17 protein-coding genes and 2 rRNA genes are annotated in these 20160 nt (G+C 54.5%); 8 read left to right on the top strand and 11 right to left on the bottom strand.

The features are described from left to right. Positions 1 to 79: 79 nt before the first annotated feature. The 5 genes from rseC to rseD are packed head-to-tail and all read right to left on the bottom strand — an operon-like array spanning position 80 to position 2843. Positions 80 to 556 (bottom strand): SoxR-reducing system protein RseC, encoded by a 477-nt coding sequence (gene rseC / locus RVY89_RS02245; protein ID WP_032653064.1) that lies wholly within the window; start codon positions 554 to 556, stop codon positions 80 to 82. After that, positions 553 to 1506 carry a sigma-E factor regulatory protein RseB gene (gene rseB / locus RVY89_RS02240; RefSeq protein ID WP_023308851.1) on the bottom strand — a complete coding sequence of 318 codons (954 nt, stop codon included), beginning with the start codon at positions 1504 to 1506 and terminating at the stop codon, positions 553 to 555. Before rseB ends, rseC begins: the two co-directional genes overlap by 4 nt. Beyond that, positions 1506 to 2156: an anti-sigma-E factor RseA gene (rseA, locus tag RVY89_RS02235; RefSeq protein ID WP_257833345.1), complete on the bottom strand. Its 651-nt coding sequence runs from the start codon at positions 2154 to 2156 to the stop codon at positions 1506 to 1508. Before rseA ends, rseB begins: the two co-directional genes overlap by 1 nt. Positions 2157 to 2187: 31 nt before the next feature. Continuing rightward, positions 2188 to 2763 (bottom strand): RNA polymerase sigma factor RpoE, encoded by a 576-nt coding sequence (gene rpoE / locus RVY89_RS02230; protein ID WP_006176728.1) that lies wholly within the window; start codon positions 2761 to 2763, stop codon positions 2188 to 2190. Next, on the bottom strand, positions 2760 to 2843 hold the full coding sequence (gene rseD, locus RVY89_RS02225) for a rpoE leader peptide RseD (RefSeq protein ID WP_223605340.1): 84 nt from the start codon (positions 2841 to 2843) through the stop codon (positions 2760 to 2762). The genes rpoE and rseD overlap by 4 nt, the downstream gene beginning before the upstream one ends. 343 nt (positions 2844 to 3186) lie before the next feature. On the opposite strand from rseD, the gene nadB reads away from it, so the two are divergent. After that, positions 3187 to 4806: an L-aspartate oxidase gene (gene nadB / locus RVY89_RS02220; RefSeq protein WP_484826773.1), complete on the top strand. Its 1620-nt coding sequence runs from the start codon at positions 3187 to 3189 to the stop codon at positions 4804 to 4806. Here the strand turns inward: nadB and trmN are convergent. Beyond that, positions 4791 to 5528 (bottom strand): tRNA(1)(Val) (adenine(37)-N(6))-methyltransferase TrmN, encoded by a 738-nt coding sequence (gene trmN / locus RVY89_RS02215; protein WP_484826772.1) that lies wholly within the window; start codon positions 5526 to 5528, stop codon positions 4791 to 4793. The two genes, nadB and trmN, sit on opposite strands and share 16 nt — an antisense overlap. Before the next feature lie 132 nt (positions 5529 to 5660). Here trmN and srmB point away from each other — a divergent pair, with 132 nt between their 5' ends. Then, complete coding sequence (gene srmB / locus RVY89_RS02210; protein WP_023308854.1) at positions 5661 to 6989, top strand: ATP-dependent RNA helicase SrmB; 1329 nt, start codon at positions 5661 to 5663, stop codon at positions 6987 to 6989. A 49-nt stretch (positions 6990 to 7038) separates the two neighbouring features. Here srmB and grcA read toward each other — a convergent pair whose 3' ends face one another. Continuing rightward, a complete protein-coding gene (gene grcA, locus RVY89_RS02205; protein WP_008502190.1) occupies positions 7039 to 7422 on the bottom strand; it encodes an autonomous glycyl radical cofactor GrcA in 384 nt (127 codons plus the stop codon). A 313-nt stretch (positions 7423 to 7735) separates the two neighbouring features. Between grcA and ung the strand changes: the two genes are divergently transcribed. Further along, positions 7736 to 8425 (top strand): uracil-DNA glycosylase, encoded by a 690-nt coding sequence (gene ung, locus RVY89_RS02200; protein WP_023333064.1) that lies wholly within the window; start codon positions 7736 to 7738, stop codon positions 8423 to 8425. A 40-nt stretch (positions 8426 to 8465) separates the two neighbouring features. On the opposite strand, the gene RVY89_RS02195 is transcribed toward ung, so the two are convergent. Next, the gene (locus tag RVY89_RS02195) at positions 8466 to 9596 is read right to left on the bottom strand and encodes a tRNA/rRNA methyltransferase (RefSeq protein WP_023308857.1); all 1131 of its coding nucleotides are present in this window, start codon (positions 9594 to 9596) and stop codon (positions 8466 to 8468) included. Between the two features lie 204 nt (positions 9597 to 9800). Here RVY89_RS02195 and trxC point away from each other — a divergent pair, with 204 nt between their 5' ends. From trxC to RVY89_RS02170, 5 genes are all read left to right on the top strand, one after another. Further along, the gene (gene trxC / locus RVY89_RS02190) at positions 9801 to 10220 is read left to right on the top strand and encodes a thioredoxin TrxC (protein ID WP_371897467.1); all 420 of its coding nucleotides are present in this window, start codon (positions 9801 to 9803) and stop codon (positions 10218 to 10220) included. Between the two features lie 69 nt (positions 10221 to 10289). Continuing rightward, on the top strand, positions 10290 to 10988 hold the full coding sequence (locus RVY89_RS02185) for a tRNA-uridine aminocarboxypropyltransferase (protein ID WP_484826771.1): 699 nt from the start codon (positions 10290 to 10292) through the stop codon (positions 10986 to 10988). A gap of 35 nt (positions 10989 to 11023) precedes the next feature. After that, a complete protein-coding gene (locus tag RVY89_RS02180) occupies positions 11024 to 13687 on the top strand; it encodes a bifunctional acetate--CoA ligase family protein/GNAT family N-acetyltransferase (protein WP_484826770.1) in 2664 nt (887 codons plus the stop codon). Positions 13688 to 13797: 110 nt separating this feature from the next. Continuing rightward, entirely contained in the window at positions 13798 to 15153 is a 1356-nt protein-coding gene (gene pssA / locus RVY89_RS02175; protein ID WP_484827892.1) for a CDP-diacylglycerol--serine O-phosphatidyltransferase, read from the top strand. 45 nt (positions 15154 to 15198) lie between these two features. Beyond that, on the top strand, positions 15199 to 15522 hold the full coding sequence (locus RVY89_RS02170; RefSeq protein WP_484826769.1) for a YfiM family lipoprotein: 324 nt from the start codon (positions 15199 to 15201) through the stop codon (positions 15520 to 15522). Here the strand turns inward: RVY89_RS02170 and RVY89_RS02165 are convergent. The 3 genes from RVY89_RS02165 to RVY89_RS02155 form a co-directional block, all read right to left on the bottom strand. Beyond that, entirely contained in the window at positions 15519 to 16814 is a 1296-nt protein-coding gene (locus RVY89_RS02165) for an MFS family transporter (protein ID WP_484826768.1), read from the bottom strand. The genes RVY89_RS02170 and RVY89_RS02165 overlap by 4 nt on opposite strands. 212 nt (positions 16815 to 17026) lie before the next feature. Beyond that, positions 17027 to 17142 (bottom strand): 5S ribosomal RNA (rrf, locus tag RVY89_RS02160). A 69-nt stretch (positions 17143 to 17211) separates the two neighbouring features. After that, positions 17212 to 20115, bottom strand: a 23S ribosomal RNA gene (locus RVY89_RS02155). Positions 20116 to 20160: the final 45 nt, after the last annotated feature.

Here is a 20160-nt window from a genome sequence, read left to right as displayed (position 1 = left end):
AAATGCACTTAGAAGCAGGTATAGCGTGAAGAAAGGTCGTTTTCTGTTTTAAGACGTAAAAATGATGAAGCCCGATGAATCACCGGGCCTCAGAAGAGAGCGTCTCAACGCGAAGCTGGTCTGGCGCCAGCCCAACGCTGAGAATGACAGGCTGCCACTCCTCGCGCGCGGCAAGCGTCGGGGAGAGGCCTTTAGCAAGCCAGAATCCCCCCAGACCACCCAATGCGGCACCGCACATAGCGGCTCCGTCGGTGCCAAACAGCATCTGGAAAACGCCGCCCATGATAAACAGCCCGATTAGCGGAGAGAGATACACCAGCATGGCGGAGCTGAGCAGACTGCCTTCAGCGATGCCCAGCTCAACCTTTTGCCCGGCCATCAGCGGCTGTTCACTCGGCACAGAAATCGTGTGCGAGGTTTGCGGCCCGAGCTTATTTAGCACGCGGCTGCCGCAACCGGCTCGGGATGCGCAGCTATTGCACGAGGCTTTTACATCGCAGCTCACCAGCGCAATGCCGTTTTGCCACGAGACTACCGTCGCCCACTCTTTGATCATTGTGCTGCCCTGAATTTAATGCTGTCGGAGATGCGCTTCGCCGTCTGCGGAGGGAGTTCTCCCACAATGGTGATCTCTGCGTTATCGCGTACCGTTGTACTCACCGTACGGCGCCCGGTGCGCAGCATTTGTTCGGCGCTGTTTGCCGTTGCGCGATTGATATTCACCGAGAAGCTGAACAAACCATCGGAATAGAGGCGCGATTCCACCGGCGTTTCAATCGTTGGAAGCTGACGACGGCTGCTGGACACTTCGCTAAACCCTTGCGGGATCCAGGCAGGTACCCAGTTAAAATTAACGGAATCCCCGGCAGGAACTGAAAGCAGCGGCGGCAGGCTGGCCTTAGCCAGATTCTGCATGCTGTTGCCAACCTGATTGTTCACGCTGAAGGAGATAACGCGGAACTGTTCCAGCGTTTCACCGTCACGGTCGAGCAGGTCTACACGCATGGGGAGTTTGGTTTCCGCGTCGATCCAGACGATATAGCTGTATCGCGTTCCATCCCGGGCGACAACGCGGATCACTTCGCACAGTCTGTCCGCGATACGCGTACGCCCTACCGAGATAAAATCGTAGTAAGGGGCCAGCCGTTTGAAGTCGGTGTAAATGAGTGACGGCAGGGAATCAACGATATAGTCGCCATTCAGCGTGAAAGGCTCCAGGCCGGGCTCGAAATAGCTGATTTCGTTACCACGCTGGACAACTTCCCGACGCGGGCCATCCATCTGTAAAAGCTGGGCGAGCGGCTGGTTATCAAGACGGGCATGGCGATAGCGTAACGACTCGACGCCCTGCTTATTAATGCTGATAAATGCCAACTCGTAATTGAGTGACTGGCTGGCCAGATTCATTTGCTGCAACAACGCCCCGGATGATACATCAGCCGAGGCGTTGGCAGAGAAGAACAGGCTACCCGCCATCAGAGACATGGCGAACCAAAGTTGCTTCATTACTGCGATTGCGTTCCTAAAGTTTGGTTTCCGGGCACCTGCACAGCAGCTTGCTGTGTCTGGGCCTGCTCAAACTGAAGCTGTTCAGAGTGCAGACGACGCTGCAACTCGTAATCCTGCAACATCGCATTAATGCGACGGCGCTGCTCCTGAACCTGCTGTTGCTGGCCGCCGCTGGCGGAAGCATCAGCCGGTACGCCCAGGCTTACCGGGCTGGCTTTGCCCATCATCGGCAGTGTGTTAAACACTGGCGCTTCTGGCTGCTGATTAGTTTCAGACTGAGTATTATAGTGCTGGACGCCAACGATAACTGCAAGCGATACGCATGCAGCCACACCCATTTGGGTAAGCTGGCTGGCCCACGGACGCACCTTTTGCCAGAACGGCATTTTCTGCCACTGGTGAGGCGCGGGTTGAGCTTCAGGAATCAGCGGAGTGGTCTGATGAACAGGCTCATTCTCAATCGCCGCCATGACGCGGGCTGAGATATCGAAATGGAGAACCTCGCCGGTGTCACCGCGAAGGGTGTCACGGATGAGATGGTAACTCTCCCAGGTCTCTTGCATTTCGGGAGAATGAGACAGCTCGTTGAGCAGCTCATTATCTACCGTTTCACCATCCATTAAAGCGGAAAGTTTTTCTTTCTGCATGCCTAATACCTTTTCCAGTATCCCGCTATCGTCAACGCCTGATAAGCGGTTGAACTTTATTATCAATAGCTTCTCGCGCACGGAAAATTCGTGAACGTACCGTGCCGACCGGACAATCCATGATAGCGGCTATCTCTTCATAGCTCAGACCATCCAGCTCCCGTAACGTAATTGCCATGCGTAAATCTTCCGGGAGCGACTCGATCGTGCGAAAAACGATTTGTCTCAGTTCTTCTGACAACATTAAGTTCTCAGGGTTCGAAATTTCTTTCAATGCGCCGCCACTTTCGAAGTTTTCGGCGTCGATTGCGTCCACATCACTAGAAGGCGGACGACGGCCCTGAGCGACCAGATAATTCTTTGCCGTATTGACCGCAATACGGTACAGCCAGGTATAAAAAGCACTATCTCCCCGGAAAGAATCCAGCGCGCGATAGGCCTTAATAAAAGACTCTTGCACCACATCAGGCACATCGCCTGACGGTACATAGCGGGAAACCAGGCTCGCCACCTTATGCTGGTAGCGCACCACCAGTAGGTTAAAGGCTTTCTGATCTCCCTTCTGGACCCGTTCAACCAGGACCTGGTCCGTTAACTGCTCGCTCATCCGAGGTAATGTCTCCCCAAACCTAAATTCCACGCGTTATCGAAACGCCACTCTAAAAAAACCGCACTTTGAGCAAGCACCGAATTAGAGTGTCTGATCTTCAATAAGTTCCGTAACGCCTTTGTTTTTGTTCATCGCGCCGCAGACTGTTCATTTTCTCTCATTATAAGTCTGTTCACGATCCGCACCACTTTCTGACAAGAAACATCTTTTTCCCGCCAGAAGAGTAACGCAACCCAGTCTTTATTTCATCACAAAATCTGACGCTAACGATCTGCTTCGCAAAATAATTTCACTCATTTACCCTCCGTTTACCTCCGCTTACGCGTTTAGTCATTGCAACAGCCTCTAAAAAAAACGTGCGATATATCGCATTCGAGTGCTATTCTGACCCAACACTGTTTAGTAAATTAAACAACAATCATGAACACAACACCTGAACTCCATTGTGATGTACTGATCATCGGTAGCGGTGCTGCCGGTCTCTCTCTGGCGCTGCGCCTGGCGGAGCATCAAAACGTTATCGTTCTGAGTAAAGGGCCGATAAGCGAGGGTTCCACGTTTTATGCCCAGGGCGGGATTGCCGCCGTGTTTGATGAGACAGACAGCATTGCCTCCCACGTCGACGATACGCTGATTGCCGGGGCCGGGATCGTGGATGCGCACGCCGCAGAGTTTGTCGCCAGCAATGCCCGCCATTGCGTGCAGTGGCTCATCGACCAGGGCGTATTATTCGATACGCAGGTTCAGCCCAACGGTGAAGAGAGCTACCACCTGACGCGCGAAGGCGGCCATAGCCACCGCCGCATCCTGCACGCAGCGGATGCCACCGGAAAAGAAGTGGAGACCACGCTGGTCGGCAAAGCGCTGAGCCATCCTAATATTCGGGTTCTTGAACGAAGTAACGCCGTTGATCTGATTATCTCCGACAAGATTGGCCTGCCCGGCACGCGTCGCGTGGTGGGCGCCTGGGTCTGGAACCGTAATAAAGAGAAGGTGGAAACCTGCCAGGCGAAGGCTGTAGTGCTGGCGACGGGCGGCGCCTCTAAAGTGTATCAGTACACCACGAACCCGGACATTGCCTCCGGAGACGGTATCGCGATGGCCTGGCGCGCCGGCTGTCGGGTGGCGAATCTTGAGTTCAATCAGTTCCACCCCACCGCCCTGTTTCATCCTCAGGCGCGCAACTTCCTGCTGACGGAAGCCCTGCGCGGCGAAGGTGCCTATCTGAAACGCCCTGACGGCACCCGCTTTATGCCGGACTTTGACGCCCGGGGTGAACTGGCCCCGCGCGATATCGTTGCCCGCGCCATCGAGCATGAAATGAAGCGCCTTGGCGTGGACTGCATGTATCTCGATATCAGCCATAAGCCAGCAGAGTTCATTCGCCAGCATTTCCCGATGATTTACGAAAAGCTGCTCGGTCTGGGCATTGATTTAACCCGCGATCCGGTGCCGATTGTGCCAGCCGCCCACTATACCTGCGGTGGCGTGATGGTTGATGATCATGGGCGTACCGATGTGGACGGACTTTATGCTATCGGAGAGGTCAGCTATACCGGGCTTCACGGCGCGAACCGTATGGCCTCTAACTCGCTGCTTGAATGTCTGGTGTACGGCTGGTCGGCCGCAGAAGACATCACCAAACGCATGCCCTACGCCCGCGAGACAGACCGCCTGCCTGCCTGGGATGAAAGCCGCGTGGATAACCCGGACGAGCTGGTCGTGATCCAGCACAACTGGCATGAGCTACGGCTGTTTATGTGGGACTACGTGGGGATTGTGCGCACCACGAAACGTCTGGAACGCGCCCTGCGCCGCATCACCATGCTGCAGCAGGAAATTGATGAATATTATGCCAATTTCCGCGTGTCGAATAACCTGCTGGAGCTGCGCAATCTGGTACAGGTTGCCGAGCTGATTGTTCGCTGCGCGATGATGCGTAAAGAGAGCCGCGGGTTGCACTATACGCTGGACTACCCGGATCAGCTTGCGGAGTCCGGCCCGTCGATCCTCGCCCCGCAGGTTTACATAAATAGATAAAACGCCTGGGTCAGGGCAGTGTAATCTTCGGAATAACGCTGGTCTGGCCCACGGATCACCATTCGATCATTAAAGCATTCACCCTCTTTTGGCGAGAGCGCCAGCAGCACGCGGTGCGGCAGTCGGCCTTCCGTATCCGAAATATCGGTACGCAGACGTAGCGTCCAGCCGATCTCCTGCGCGATACCGATGAACGTGTTGCCGGTACTCTCAGGCAGGACCACGCAGAAAAAACCTTCTTCGGAGATGAGTTCTGCCGCACTGGTGAGCAGCGCTTTATGATCGAGGGAGCCGGTATAACGCGCCTGTTCACGCTCGGGTGTCCCGCACTCAACGCCGGGCTCGTAGTAGGGAGGGTTGCTGACGATCAGATCGTAACGCGCGGTTTGTTCAGACGCCCAGGCCAGCACATCGGCGCAGTCCACTTTCATGCGGGCAGCCCAGGGGGATTCGGCCATATTGTCACTCGCCTGCTCTGCGGCCTGCGCATCCAGTTCGACGGCATCAATGGTGACATGCTCTTCCGTACGCTGCGCCAGCATCAACGCCACCAGCCCGCTGCCGGTACCGATATCAAGAATACGCTTAACACCTGCGACAGGCGCCCACGCTCCAAGTAAAATGCCGTCTGTACCGACTTTCATGGCACAGCGATCGTGGGCGACAAAAAATTGTTTAAACGTAAAACCATCGCGGCGCAGCTGCGCTTTGAGTTGAGACATGTCAGGGCAACCTTCTAAGTGAAACTGGAGTAGCATAGGGGAAAGCGAAGTGGCCGAAAAGCGATATCCATACAAACAGATGAAGATTACAGCCGTAACGTCTATAATCAGCGCCCCACACAGAGGTAGAACATGACTGTAACGACTTTTTCCGAACTTGAACTCGATGAAAGCCTGCTCAATGCACTTGAGAGCAAAGGCTTTACACGCCCGACCGCCATTCAGGCAGCGGCCATTCCGCCTGCGCTTGAGGGCCGCGATGTGCTCGGTTCTGCGCCAACCGGCACGGGGAAGACAGCAGCCTATTTGCTGCCTGTGTTGCAGCATCTGCTCGACTTTCCGCGTAAAAAATCTGGCCCGCCGCGTATTTTGATCCTGACGCCTACGCGCGAACTGGCAATGCAGGTTGCCGATCACGCGCGTGAACTCGCGGCAAATACTCATCTGGATATCGCCACCATTACCGGCGGCGTCGCGTACATGAACCACGCCGAAGTGTTCAGCGAAAACCAGGACATCGTCGTTGCGACGACGGGCCGTCTGCTGCAGTACATTAAAGAAGAGAACTTCGACTGCCGCGCGGTTGAAACGCTGATCCTCGACGAAGCTGACCGCATGCTGGACATGGGCTTTGCACAGGATATCGAGCACATTGCAGGGGAAACGCGCTGGCGTAACCAGACGATGCTGTTCTCTGCCACCCTCGAAGGGGAAGCGATTAAAGACTTTGCAGAGCGTCTGCTGGAAGACCCGGTGGAAGTCTCGGCGACGCCGTCCACCCGTGAGCGTAAGAAGATCCACCAGTGGTACTACCGCGCGGACAACCTTGAGCACAAGGTCGAATTGCTCAAACACCTGCTGAAGCAGGAAGATGCGCTGCGCACAATCGTGTTTGTGCGTAAGCGCGAGCGCGTGCACGAGCTGGCTGAAATGCTGCGTAACGCCGGGATCAACAACTGCTATCTTGAAGGCGAGATGGCGCAGATCAAGCGTACCGAAGGGATTAAGCGCCTGACCGACGGTCGCGTTAACGTGCTGGTCGCGACTGACGTTGCCGCACGCGGGATCGACATCCCGGACGTCAGCCACGTCATTAACTTCGATATGCCGCGCAGCGGAGATACCTACCTGCACCGTATTGGCCGTACCGGCCGCGCGGGCCGCAAAGGGATTGCGATTTCACTGGTCGAAGCGCATGACTACCTGCTGCTGCAGAAAATTGGCCGCTATGTTGACGAGCCGCTGAAAGCGCGCGTTATTGACGAACTCCGCCCGACCACGCGCGCGCCGAGTGAAAAAATGACGGGTAAACCGTCCAAGAAAGCGCTCGCGAAACGTGCTGAGAGAAAAGAGAAAGAAAAAGAGAAACCGCGCGTGAAGCAGCGCCACCGCGATACCAAAAATATTGGTAAGCGCCGTAAGCCAAGCTCTGCCGCACCAGAGACGAAAACTGAAGAGTAAAAAAAGCCGGGGAAATCCCCGGCTTTTTTATTCCCCCCTGCTGAAGCCGTTACAGGCTTTCAGTAAAGGTACGAGCGATAACGTCGCGCTGCTGTTCTGGAGTCAGTGAGTTGAAGCGTACCGCATAGCCGGACACGCGAATGGTCAGCTGTGGATATTTTTCTGGGTGCTCAACCGCGTCCATCAGCGTTTCGCGACGCAGTACGTTTACGTTCAGGTGCTGACCACCTTCCACGCGCACTTCCGGTTTTACTTCCATTGGAATTTCACGGTATTCGATTTCGCCCAGTTTGCTCACCGGCACGATTTCATCTTCAGCAAAACCCGCTTTCGCAACGACACAACGCGCTTCGTTTTTCTCGCTGTCCAGCAGCCAGAAAGAGTTGAGCAGATCGTCATTTGCAGCTTTAGTAATCTGGATACCTGTAATCATGTGTTGCCTCCCTAGGCTACATTAACTGATGTCGGCCTCTCGCGGCCAATTGGTAAAACCATTGTTTCTTGTGTGTATATATATCATTCACACCCCGGTGATTTATTGATTTAAATCAACAAAAACACCAACCACATAAAGAGTGTGGTTTGAATTTATTGCTTTAGATCAATTTTACGGCCTTACCCATTCAATTTTACCTGCACATTTTCAACATAAATTTAGCCACTTAGCGCGCATTTCAGCGTGTAATTTTGCTCACCGGAGTTAAACAGGTAAGCTAGTCACAGATTGAGATTCGCAGGAGAGCGAGATGACGACACCTTTAACCTGGCATGACGTGCTGGCAGAAGAAAAACAGCAGCCTTATTTTATCAATACGCTCAGCACCGTTGCCGCTGAGCGTCAGTCCGGGCAGACGATTTACCCGCCGCAGAAAGACGTGTTCAACGCCTTTCGCTACACCGAACTGAGCGATGTTAAAGTGGTCATTCTGGGCCAGGATCCTTATCACGGCCCCGGGCAGGCGCATGGGCTGGCGTTTTCCGTTCGTCCGGGCGTGGCTATCCCCCCTTCTCTGCTCAACATGTATAAAGAGCTTGAGGGAACCGTGCCCGGTTTTACCCGGCCAAACCACGGTTACCTGGAAAGCTGGGCGCGCCAGGGCGTGCTGTTACTGAATACGGTGCTTACCGTACGGGCGGGTCAGGCGCACTCGCACGCCAGCCTTGGGTGGGAGACGTTTACCGATAAGGTTATCAGCCTGATCAACGAGCATCGTGAAGGGGTCGTGTTTTTACTCTGGGGTTCTCACGCGCAGAAGAAAGGGGCGATTATTGACCGTCAGCGTCATCACGTGTTGAAGGCACCGCACCCGTCACCGCTGTCTGCTCATCGCGGGTTCTTTGGCAGTAATCATTTTGTTCTGGCGAATGAATGGCTGGAAAAACGTGGCGAAACGCCAATTGACTGGATGCCTGTGTTACCGGCAGAGAGCGAGTAGAATTTGAATGTGCCGGGTCAGGCCCGGCACATTAAGAGGCTTATGCCTTGTTCTGACGCCACCATTCGGCCAGCAGTACGCCGGTAGCAACGGATACGTTCAGACTTTCCACATTGCCTGTCCCATCAATAGAGACGCTCAGATCCGCGCTGGAGAGCGCCGCATCAGACAGACCATCGCGTTCCTGACCCAGCACCAGCACCATTTTACGCGGCAGCGTCGCTTTAAACAGCGGCGTGCCGGCATGGCTCGAGGTGGTCACGATGGAATAACCCGCTTTACGGAACTGCTCAAGGGCATCCAGCACGCTGTCGCCGGTGATCGGCTGTACGTGCTCGGCTCCGCCTTCCGCAGTACGGATCGCGGCACCGGATTCCAGCAGCGCGGCATCCTGCAAAAGCACGCCTTTCACGCCAAAGTGCGCGCAGCTGCGCATCATTGCGCCCAGGTTGTGCGGGTTACCCACATCTTCCAGCGCCAGCACGCAGTCATCGGCATCCGCCTGGCTGACCCACTGCTGCACGGTCGTGCCGTTACGCTTTTTGATCAGGAAGCAGACGCCGCCGTGGTGTTCAGTACCGGACGCTTTGGTCAGCTCCGCATCATCCACCACGTGGTAGGCTTTACGGTTCGCGGCCATCCAGCGCAGCGCTTCTTTAAAGCGCGGGGTCACGCTCTGGATAAACCAGGCGCGGACGATACACTCAGGACGGCTCTGGAATAGCGCCTGGCAGGCGTTCTCGCCATACACGCGGGTCTCTTCCGCACGCTGACGGCGCAGCACTTCCGGGTCGATAAAGCTTTTACCGCTGATACCGCCGTGATCGGCTTTTTCCGGCGTCTCATCGCCAGGGGCGCGAGAAACGGTGCGCCACGGGGAGGCGTTATCACGTGAGAAGTCATCACGCGGACGATCGTCGCGTGGACGGTCACTACGTGGGCGGTCGGAACGCGGACGGTCATCGCGTTTGCGATCGTCGCGTTTGCGGTCATCACCGCGGTTGTTTCTGTCATCGCGGGCGGGGCGACGGCCACCGTCTGCACGAGAAGACGCCGGACGCCCGCCACCTTTTCCGGTACGCGGATTTTGGGTGCGTTTATCAGAGTCATCATCACTGCGGACATACATCACTTTGACCTTGCCGCTTTTATTTTTCATTTCGTCGTTCATGCTTTTCTCCACCAGCGCTGCGCGAAGCGCGCAGATTACCCGATGTGCCAGCGCATAGCCATAATTTCGTACAAAAGCCTGTGACTATTGTTCTCATTGAATAAAACGCATTGTTGTTTCAAACAGGCTCATTGATAATATGTAACATATTAGAAACATTATCGGCATTTTGCCGCTGTCCCACGGCTTTATCAGAGGTTAGTTATGAATACCGTATGTGCCAACTGTCAGGCTCTTAACCGCATTCCGGACGATCGGATGGAAGATGGTGCGAAATGCGGACGCTGCGGCCATGAATTGTTTGATGGCGAGGTCATTAACGCGACGGGTGCTACGCTGGACAAACTCCTCAAGGACGATCTTCCTGTCGTGATCGATTTCTGGGCGCCATGGTGCGGCCCATGCCGTAGCTTCGCGCCGATCTTCGAAGATGTAGCCGAAGAGCGTAGCGGAAAAATGCGGTTCGTTAAGGTCAATACCGAAGCCGAACCCGAACTAAGCGCACGTTTTCGCATTCGCAGCATCCCGACCATTATGATTTTCAAAAATGGCGAAGCGATCGATATGCTCAACGGTGCGGTTCCAAAAGCGCCTTTTGAAAGCTGGTTAAACGAGTCGCTGTAACATTCACGGGGCACATCTTGTGCCCCGCTCCCGCCTCTGCGAAAATAGCGTTTTTCCTGCATTTCGCTCATGACTGATAACGCTGTCCTTAAATTACGCGCCGAACGCCTTGCGCGCGCCACCCGACCGTTCCTCGCCCGAGGCAACCGTATTCGCCGCTGTCAGCGCTGCCTGCTGCCGCTGAAGGTTTGTCTGTGCGAAACGCTGGCTCCGAGTACGGCGGAGAGCCGTTTTTGTCTGGTCATGTTCGATACCGAGCCGATGAAACCCAGCAATACGGGGCGTCTTATCGCCGATATTCTGCCGGATACCGCCGCGTTTCAGTGGTCCCGTACGGAGCCACCTCAGGCCCTGCTCGATTTAGTGACCAGCCAGGACTATCAGCCGATGGTCGTTTTCCCCGCGTCATATGCAGGCGCGGATCGCCAGGTGCTTTCAGTGCCGCCATCCGGTAAACCACCGCTATTTATTATGCTTGACGGCACCTGGACCGAGGCGCGAAAAATGTTTCGCAAAAGCCCCTATCTCGACGCGCTGCCGGTAATTTCTGTCGACCTTTCCCGCGTCTCCGCCTACCGCCTGCGTGAAGCGCATGCTGACGGGCAATACTGCACCGCTGAAGTGGCCATTGCACTTCTGGATTTAGCAGGAGATACCGCTGCGGCTGGTGCCCTGGGCAACCATTTCTCATGCTTCAGGGAGCGCTATCTGGCGGGAAAAACCGTTCATAAGGGCAGCGTCACAGCACTCGAGACAGAAAGCGTTTAAAATCATCAGGTCGCTTGCATTCACAGGAGGCCTGCATGAGCCAGCGAGGGTTAGAAGCGCTACTTCGTCCTAAATCCATTGCCGTCATCGGCGCATCAATGAAACCGGATCGTGCTGGCTATCTGATGATGCGCAACCTGCTGGCCGGGGGTTTTAATGGCCCCGTAATGCCCGTTACGCCGTCTTATAAGGCCGTTCAGGGAGTGCTTGCATGGCCTGATGTACAAAGCCTGCCTTTCGTGCCGGATCTTGCCGTACTTTGTACAAACGCGAAGCGTAACCTGGAACTGCTGGAATCACTCGGCAAGAAAGGGTGTAAAACCTGCATTATTCTCTCGTCTCCGCCTGAACAGAAAGCCGAGCTTCTTGCCTGCGCCAGCCGCTATCAAATGCGCATTCTTGGGCCAAACAGTCTGGGCCTGCTCGCCCCGTGGCAGGGGCTGAATGCCAGTTTCTCCCCGGTTCCGATCCGTAAAGGCAAACTGGCGTTTATCTCACAGTCGGCTGCGGTATCGAACACCATCCTTGACTGGGCGCAGCAGCGTGAAATGGGATTCTCCTACTTCATTGCCCTGGGCGACAGCCTGGATATCGACGTTGATGAGCTACTGGATTTTCTGGCACGTGACGGCAAAACCAGTGCGATCCTGCTTTATCTTGAGCACCTCAGCGACGCGCGTCGTTTTGTCTCGGCTTCGCGAAGCGCTTCGCGCAATAAGCCGATCCTGGTGATCAAAAGCGGGCGCAGCCCTGCGGCACAGCGTCTGCTACATTCGCATTCCGGCATGGATCCCGCCTGGGACGCCGCCATCCAGCGCGCGGGGCTGCTGCGGGTACAGGATACGCACGAGCTTTTTTCCGCCGTTGAAACGTTAAGCCATATGCGTCCGTTGCGCGGTGAGAAGCTAATGATTGTCAGTAACGGTGCGGCCCCTGCCGCGCTCGCGCTGGACGAGCTGTGGCGGCGTTTCGGCAAGCTGGCAACGCTGAGTGAAGAGACGCTGCAGCGCCTGAAAGACGCGCTTCCGACAAGCGTTACGCCCGGCAATCCGCTTGATTTGCGCGATGACGCCAGCAGCGACCGCTATATCAGGGCGATCTCCATTTTGCTGGATAGCCAGGATTTCGATGCGCTGATGATTATCCACTCCCCCAGCGCGGTCGCGCCGGGCAGTGAGAGCGCGCGTGCGCTCATTGACGCCGTGCGCAACCATCCACGCGGTAAATACGTTACCCTGCTCACCAACTGGTGCGGTGAGTTTTCGTCTCAGGAGGCGCGGCGCTTGTTCAGCGAGGCCGGGCTGCCAACCTACCGCACGCCGGAAGGCACTATCACCGCATTTATGCATATGGTGGAATATCGCCGCAACCAAAAACAGCTGCGTGAGACACCGGCTTTGCCGGGTAATCTGACGGCGAACACCGTCGACGTTCACCGGCTGTTGCAGCAGGCAATTGAAGAAGGCGCGACGTCGCTGGATACGCATGAAGTCCAGCCCATTCTGGGCAGCTACGGGATGCAAACCCTGCCGACCTGGATCGCCAGCGACAGCGCTGAGGCGGTGCATATTGCCGAACAGATTGGCTATCCGGTTGCCCTGAAGCTGCGCTCCCCGGATATCCCGCATAAGTCTGATGTTCAGGGAGTTATGTTATACCTGCGTACGGCGACTGAGGTGCAGCAGGCAGCTGATGCCATTTTCGATCGGGTCAAAATGGCCTGGCCGCAGGCAAGGATCCACGGCTTGCTGGTGCAAAGCATGGCAAACCGCGCAGGGGCTCAGGAGTTACGGGTCGTGGTTGAACACGATCCCGTTTTCGGCCCGCTCATTATGCTGGGGGAAGGCGGCGTGGAGTGGCGTCCGGAGGAGCAGGCCGTCGTGGCGCTACCGCCGCTGAACATGAATCTGGCGCGTTATCTGATCATCCAGGCGATTAAAAGCAAAAAGATCCGCGGCCGGAGCGCGCTGCGTCCGCTCGATATTGCCGGACTAAGTCAGTTCCTGGTGCAGGTCTCTAACCTGATTGTGGATTGTGCCGAGATCCAGCGGCTGGATATTCATCCGCTGCTCGCCTCCGGCAATGAGTTTACGGCGCTGGACGTGACCCTGGATATCGCGCCATTCGAAGGTGACAGAGAGAGTCGTCTGGCGATCCGCCCGTATCCCCTGCAGCTGGAGGAGTGGGTTGAGATGAAAAATGGGGAGCGCGCACTCTTCCGCCCTATTCTGCCGGAAGATGAGCCCCAGCTGCGGGCCTTTATCTCTCAGGTAACGAAAGAAGATCTTTATTATCGCTATTTTAGCGAAATCAACGAATTTACCCACGATGATTTAGCCAATATGACCCAGATCGACTACGATCGTGAAATGGCGTTTGTTGCCGTTCGTCGCGTTGATGAGGGGGATGAGATTCTCGGCGTCACGCGTGCGATTTCTGACCCGGATAACGTCGATGCGGAGTTTGCCGTGCTGGTACGCTCCGACCTTAAAGGTCTGGGTCTGGGAAGACGACTGCTGGAAAAACTCATCAGTTATACGCGCGATCACGGATTGTTACGCCTTAATGGCATTACTATGCCTAACAATCGCGGTATGGTGACCCTGGCGCGAAAACTTGGATTTGACGTTGATATTCAGCTGGACGAAGGTATTGTTGCCTTGTCCCTCAGTCTGACATCAGCAGTCAAACGCGAGTAAGCTACTGGAAATGTTACCCACTTTGGACGGGACTGGTGGTATCATTGTCCGCTTATGTTGTTTGCATGGTACAGACAACCCTTCAATGAACAGAGAAGAAACGCACTGTGATGTTGTCAAAATTTAAGCGTAATAAACATCAACAACACCTTGCTCAACTACCGAAGATTTCTCAGTCAGTTGATGATGTAGAGTTCTTTTACGCTCCCGCTCATTTTCGGGAGACGCTTCTGGAAAAGATTGCCAGCGCCACGCGACGCATTTGCATTGTGGCCCTGTATCTTGAACAGGATGAAGGCGGGCGCGCGATCCTGAACGCGCTCTATGAAGCCAAACGCCAGCGTCCGGAACTGGATGTTCGCGTGCTGGTAGACTGGCATCGCGCTCAGCGTGGCCGTATTGGCGCTGCCGCCTCAAACACCAATGCTGACTGGTATTGCCGCACGGCGCAGGAAAATCCTGGCGTCGATGTGCCTGTTTATGGCGTCCCGGTAAATACACGTGAAGCGCTCGGCGTCCTTCATTTTAAGGGGTTTATCATTGATGACAGCGTGCTTTACAGCGGCGCAAGTCTGAATGATGTTTACCTTCATCAGCTCGATAAATATCGCTACGACCGCTACCATCTGATCCGTAATCCGCAGATGGCCGATATCATGTTTAACTGGGTTGATAAAAATCTGGTCCATGGCCGTGGTGTTAATCGCCTTGACGATCCCGAGCGTCCTAAAAGCCCGGAAATTAAAAACGATGTTCGCGCCTTCCGCCAGGAGTTGCGTGATGCGGTCTATCATTTCCAGGGCGATGCGAACAACGAAGAGTTATCCGTTACTCCGCTGGTAGGGCTCGGCAAATCAAGCCTGCTGAACAAAACGATCTTCCATCTGATGCCGTGCGCGGAGCAGAAACTCACCATCTGTACGCCGTATTTCAACCTTCCTGCCGTGCTGGTGCGTAATATCATTCAGCTGCTGCGCGACGGTAAAAAGGTGGAAATCATCGTTGGCGACAAAACCGCAAACGACTTCTTCATTCCTGAAGATCAGCCGTTCAAAATCATCGGTGCGCTGCCTTATCTCTATGAGATTAACCTGCGCCGTTTCCTGAGCCGTTTACAGTATTATGTAAACACTGACCAGCTGGTAGTACGTCTCTGGAAAGACGAAGACAACAGTTACCATCTTAAAGGCATGTGGGTCGACGATGAGTGGATGCTGCTGACCGGTAACAACCTGAACCCACGCGCGTGGCGACTGGATCTGGAAAACGCTATCCTGATCCATGACCCGCAGCATGAGTTAGCCGCAAAACGTGAACGTGAGCTGGAGCTGATTCGCACCCACACGACCGTGGTTAATCATTACCGCGAACTGCAGAGCATTGCCGATTATCCGGTGAAAGTCCGCAAGCTTATCCGCCGCTTACGTCGTATCCGTATCGACCGACTTATCAGCCGTATTCTGTAATGTCCAGGCCCTGCCATCCGCAGGGCTTTTTTATGGAGCCTGTTGATGCGTATTCCTCTGTTACTGAGCGTCATTTTCCTGAGTGGCTGTAGCCATATGGCCAACGATAGCTGGTCCGGACAGGATAAGGCACAGCATTTTCTCGCTTCTGCGATGTTGTCCGCAGCCGGTAATGAATATGCACAGCATCAGGGATACAGCCGGGACCGTAGCGCGGCGATCGGGTTGATGTTCTCAGTCGGTCTTGGGGCATCAAAAGAACTGTGGGATAGCCGCCCCGCAGGGAGCGGCTGGAGCTGGAAAGATTTCGCCTGGGATGTTGCCGGTGCAACGACCGGCTATACCGTATGGCAGATGGCACGCTATTAAAGTCGAATGCCTTTCCCTTTGCGATGCAGCATCAGGGAAACAATAAAGGCCAGTGCGCCCATTATCGTTACGTACCAGAAAAATGTCGTTTCACTTCCCCATGATTTAAGCGACAACGCAACGTACTCCGCCGATCCGCCAAACAACGCGTTGGCTACCGCATAAGAGAGCCCTACCCCTAAAGCACGTACCTGCGCCGGGAACATTTCAGCTTTCAGTATCCCACTGATAGAGGTATAGAAACTGACAATCACCATCGCTATCATCACCAGCGCAAACGCGGCATACGGCGAAGTCACATGCTGAAGGGCTGACAGAATAGGCACGGTACATAGCGCCGACAGGCCGCCAAAAATCAGCATAGATGTACGTCGACCGATTTTATCCGAGAGCGCACCGATAATGGGTTGTATGAGCATAAAGACAAACAGTGCCACGGTCATGACTACGCTGGCAACGTTTGCGTGCATGCCGGTAGTGTTCACCAGGTACTTCTGCATATAGGTCGTGAACGTGTAGAAACTGAGAGAGCCACCCGCAGTAAAGCCCAACACCATCAGGAAAGCTTTGCGGTTTCGCCATAACCCTTTGAATGTTCCCGCCTCCTTCAGCGTTCTGACCTCCTTCTGAGAGGTTTCATCTAACTGACGGCGTAGCCAAAGTGCGACAACCGCCAGTACGGCCCCCATCGCGAAAGGAATTCGCCATCCCCAGGCGTGAAGTTGTTCATCCGTCAGGATCTGCTGCAGGATCACCACCACGAGAATGGCCAGCAGTTGACCACCAATCAGGGTGACGTACTGGAACGAGGCGTAAAAGCCTTTACGCCCTTCCAGGGCAATCTCACTCATGTAGGTCGCACTGGTACCGTACTCACCCCCCACCGATAATCCCTGGAATAAGCGGGCCAGTAATAGTAGCGCCGGTGCCCAGGTACCAATCGATTCGTATCCCGGTAAGCAGGCAATCACCAGAGAGCCAAAGCACATCATGCACACCGAGATCAGCATAGAGGCCTTACGCCCGCGACGATCCGCAATACGGCCGAACAGCCAGCCCCCTATGGGTCTCATTAAAAACCCTGCGGCAAATACCCCTGCTGTTTGAAGCAGCTGCGTAGTGGTGTTGCCGGAGGGGAAGAAGATATGTGCGAAGTAGAGTGAACAGAATGAGTAGACGTAAAAGTCGAACCATTCAACCAGATTCCCTGAAGAGGCGCTGACGATTGCCCATACCCTTCTTCGGGTATCACTGTTAGCCAGCGTCCCGTTTGATGTAATGCTTTCTGTCATTGTGATTATGCTCCTGCCATAAACTGCGGCGTATTGAGCCTGGAGACTCAATTACCTCGTGAACAAAATGTTATAATTTTGTTATAAATAACATTGCGACAGGGATCACACATTCCATTAGCAGGATAAGGGATTAAGAGAAAGGCCAGAGAGGGAAAGCACAAAGCAAAAAACCCGCACCTTCCGGTACGGGGTTCTTCTTATTATTTGATGCCTGGCAGTTCCCTACTCTCACATGGGGAGACCCCACACTACCATCGGCGCTACGGCGTTTCACTTCTGAGTTCGGCATGGGGTCAGGTGGGACCACCGCGCTAAAGCCGCCAGGCAAATTCTGTTAAATCTGTATCAGAGCTGAAAATCGCGTCTCTCTTCGCCGAAACAGCTTCGGCGTTGTAAGGTTAAGCCTCACGGTTCATTAGTATCGGTTAGCTCAACGCATCGCTGCGCTTACACACCCGACCTATCAACGTCGTAGTCTTCAACGTTCCTTCAGGACCCTTAAAGGGTCAGGGAGAACTCATCTCGGGGCAAGTTTCGTGCTTAGATGCTTTCAGCACTTATCTTTTCCGCATTTAGCTACCGGGCAGTGCCATTGGCATGACAACCCGAACACCAGTGATGCGTCCACTCCGGTCCTCTCGTACTAGGAGCAGCCCCCCTCAATTCTCCAGCGCCCACGGCAGATAGGGACCGAACTGTCTCACGACGTTCTAAACCCAGCTCGCGTACCACTTTAAATGGCGAACAGCCATACCCTTGGGACCTACTTCAGCCCCAGGATGTGATGAGCCGACATCGAGGTGCCAAACACCGCCGTCGATATGAACTCTTGGGCGGTATCAGCCTGTTATCCCCGGAGTACCTTTTATCCGTTGAGCGATGGCCCTTCCATTCAGAACCACCGGATCACTATGACCTGCTTTCGCACCTGCTCGAGCCGTCACTCTCGCAGTCAAGCTAGCTTATGCCATTGCACTAACCTCCTGATGTCCGACCAGGATTAGCTAACCTTCGTGCTCCTCCGTTACTCTTTGGGAGGAGACCGCCCCAGTCAAACTACCCACCAGACACTGTCCGCAACCCGGATTACGGGTCTACGTTAGAACACCAGCCATTAAAGGGTGGTATTTCAAGGTCGGCTCCACGCAGACTGGCGTCCACGCTTCAAAGCCTCCCACCTATCCTACACATCAAGGACCAGTGTTCAGTGTCAAGCTATAGTAAAGGTTCACGGGGTCTTTCCGTCTTGCCGCGGGTACACTGCATCTTCACAGCGAGTTCAATTTCACTGAGTCTCGGGTGGAGACAGCCTGGCCATCATTACGCCATTCGTGCAGGTCGGAACTTACCCGACAAGGAATTTCGCTACCTTAGGACCGTTATAGTTACGGCCGCCGTTTACCGGGGCTTCGATCAAGAGCTTCGCGTTGCCGCTAACCCCATCAATTAACCTTCCGGCACCGGGCAGGCGTCACACCGTATACGTCCACTTTCGTGTTTGCACAGTGCTGTGTTTTTAATAAACAGTTGCAGCCAGCTGGTATCTTCGACTGATTTCAGCTCCACCCGCAGGGGCTTCACCTACATATCAGCGTGCCTTCTCCCGAAGTTACGGCACCATTTTGCCTAGTTCCTTCACCCGAGTTCTCTCAAGCGCCTTGGTATTCTCTACCTGACCACCTGTGTCGGTTTGGGGTACGATTTGATGTTACCTGATGCTTAGAGGCTTTTCCTGGAAGCAGGGCATTTGTTACTTCAGCACCGTAGTGCCTCGTCATCACACCTCAGCGTTAAAAGGTACCGGATTTACCTGGAACCTCCGCCTACATGCTTAAACCGGGACAACCGTCGCCCGGCTAACATAGCCTTCTCCGTCCCCCCTTCGCAGTAACACCAAGTACAGGAATATTAACCTGTTTCCCATCGACTACGCCTTTCGGCCTCGCCTTAGGGGTCGACTCACCCTGCCCCGATTAACGTTGGACAGGAACCCTTGGTCTTCCGGCGAGCGGGCTTTTCACCCGCTTTATCGTTACTTATGTCAGCATTCGCACTTCTGATACCTCCAGCATGCCTCACAGCACACCTTCAACGGCTTACAGAACGCTCCCCTACCCAACAACACATAGTGTCGCTGCCGCAGCTTCGGTGCATGGTTTAGCCCCGTTACATCTTCCGCGCAGGCCGACTCGACCAGTGAGCTATTACGCTTTCTTTAAATGATGGCTGCTTCTAAGCCAACATCCTGGCTGTCTGTGCCTTCCCACATCGTTTCCCACTTAACCATGACTTTGGGACCTTAGCTGGCGGTCTGGGTTGTTTCCCTCTTCACGACGGACGTTAGCACCCGCCGTGTGTCTCCCGTGATAACATTCTTCGGTATTCGTAGTTTGCATCGGGTTGGTAAGCCGGGATGGCCCCCTAGCCGAAACAGTGCTCTACCCCCGAAGATGAGTTCACGAGGCGCTACCTAAATAGCTTTCGGGGAGAACCAGCTATCTCCCGGTTTGATTGGCCTTTCACCCCCAGCCACAAGTCATCCGCTAATTTTTCAACATTAGTCGGTTCGGTCCTCCAGTTAGTGTTACCCAACCTTCAACCTGCCCATGGCTAGATCACCGGGTTTCGGGTCTATACCCTGCAACTTAACGCCCAGTTAAGACTCGGTTTCCCTTCGGCTCCCCTATACGGTTAACCTTGCTACAGAATATAAGTCGCTGACCCATTATACAAAAGGTACGCAGTCACACCACGAAGGTGCTCCCACTGCTTGTACGTACACGGTTTCAGGTTCTTTTTCACTCCCCTCGCCGGGGTTCTTTTCGCCTTTCCCTCACGGTACTGGTTCACTATCGGTCAGTCAGGAGTATTTAGCCTTGGAGGATGGTCCCCCCATATTCAGACAGGATACCACGTGTCCCGCCCTACTCTTCGAGTTCACAACCTGTGTGCTTTCGTGTACGGGACTGTCACCCTGTACCGTGCGACTTTCCAGACGCTTCCACTAACACACAAGCTGATTCAGACTCTGGGCTGCTCCCCGTTCGCTCGCCGCTACTGGGGGAATCTCGGTTGATTTCTTTTCCTCGGGGTACTTAGATGTTTCAGTTCCCCCGGTTCGCCTCGTTAACCTATGTATTCAGTTAACGATAGTGCAACGAATTGCACTGGGTTTCCCCATTCGGACATCGCCGGGTCAAAGGTTCATATCACCTCGCCGGCGCTTTTCGCAGATTAGCACGTCCTTCATCGCCTCTGACTGCCAGGGCATCCACCGTGTACGCTTAGTCGCTTAACCTCACAACCCGAAGATGTTTCACTTCTGATTGCGAAAATTTGAGAG

Source organism: Enterobacter sp. 3U4 (assembly GCF_057224565.1).
The sequence above is the reverse complement of the archived record's forward strand: the minus strand, read 5'-3'. Positions and strand labels throughout refer to the sequence as shown.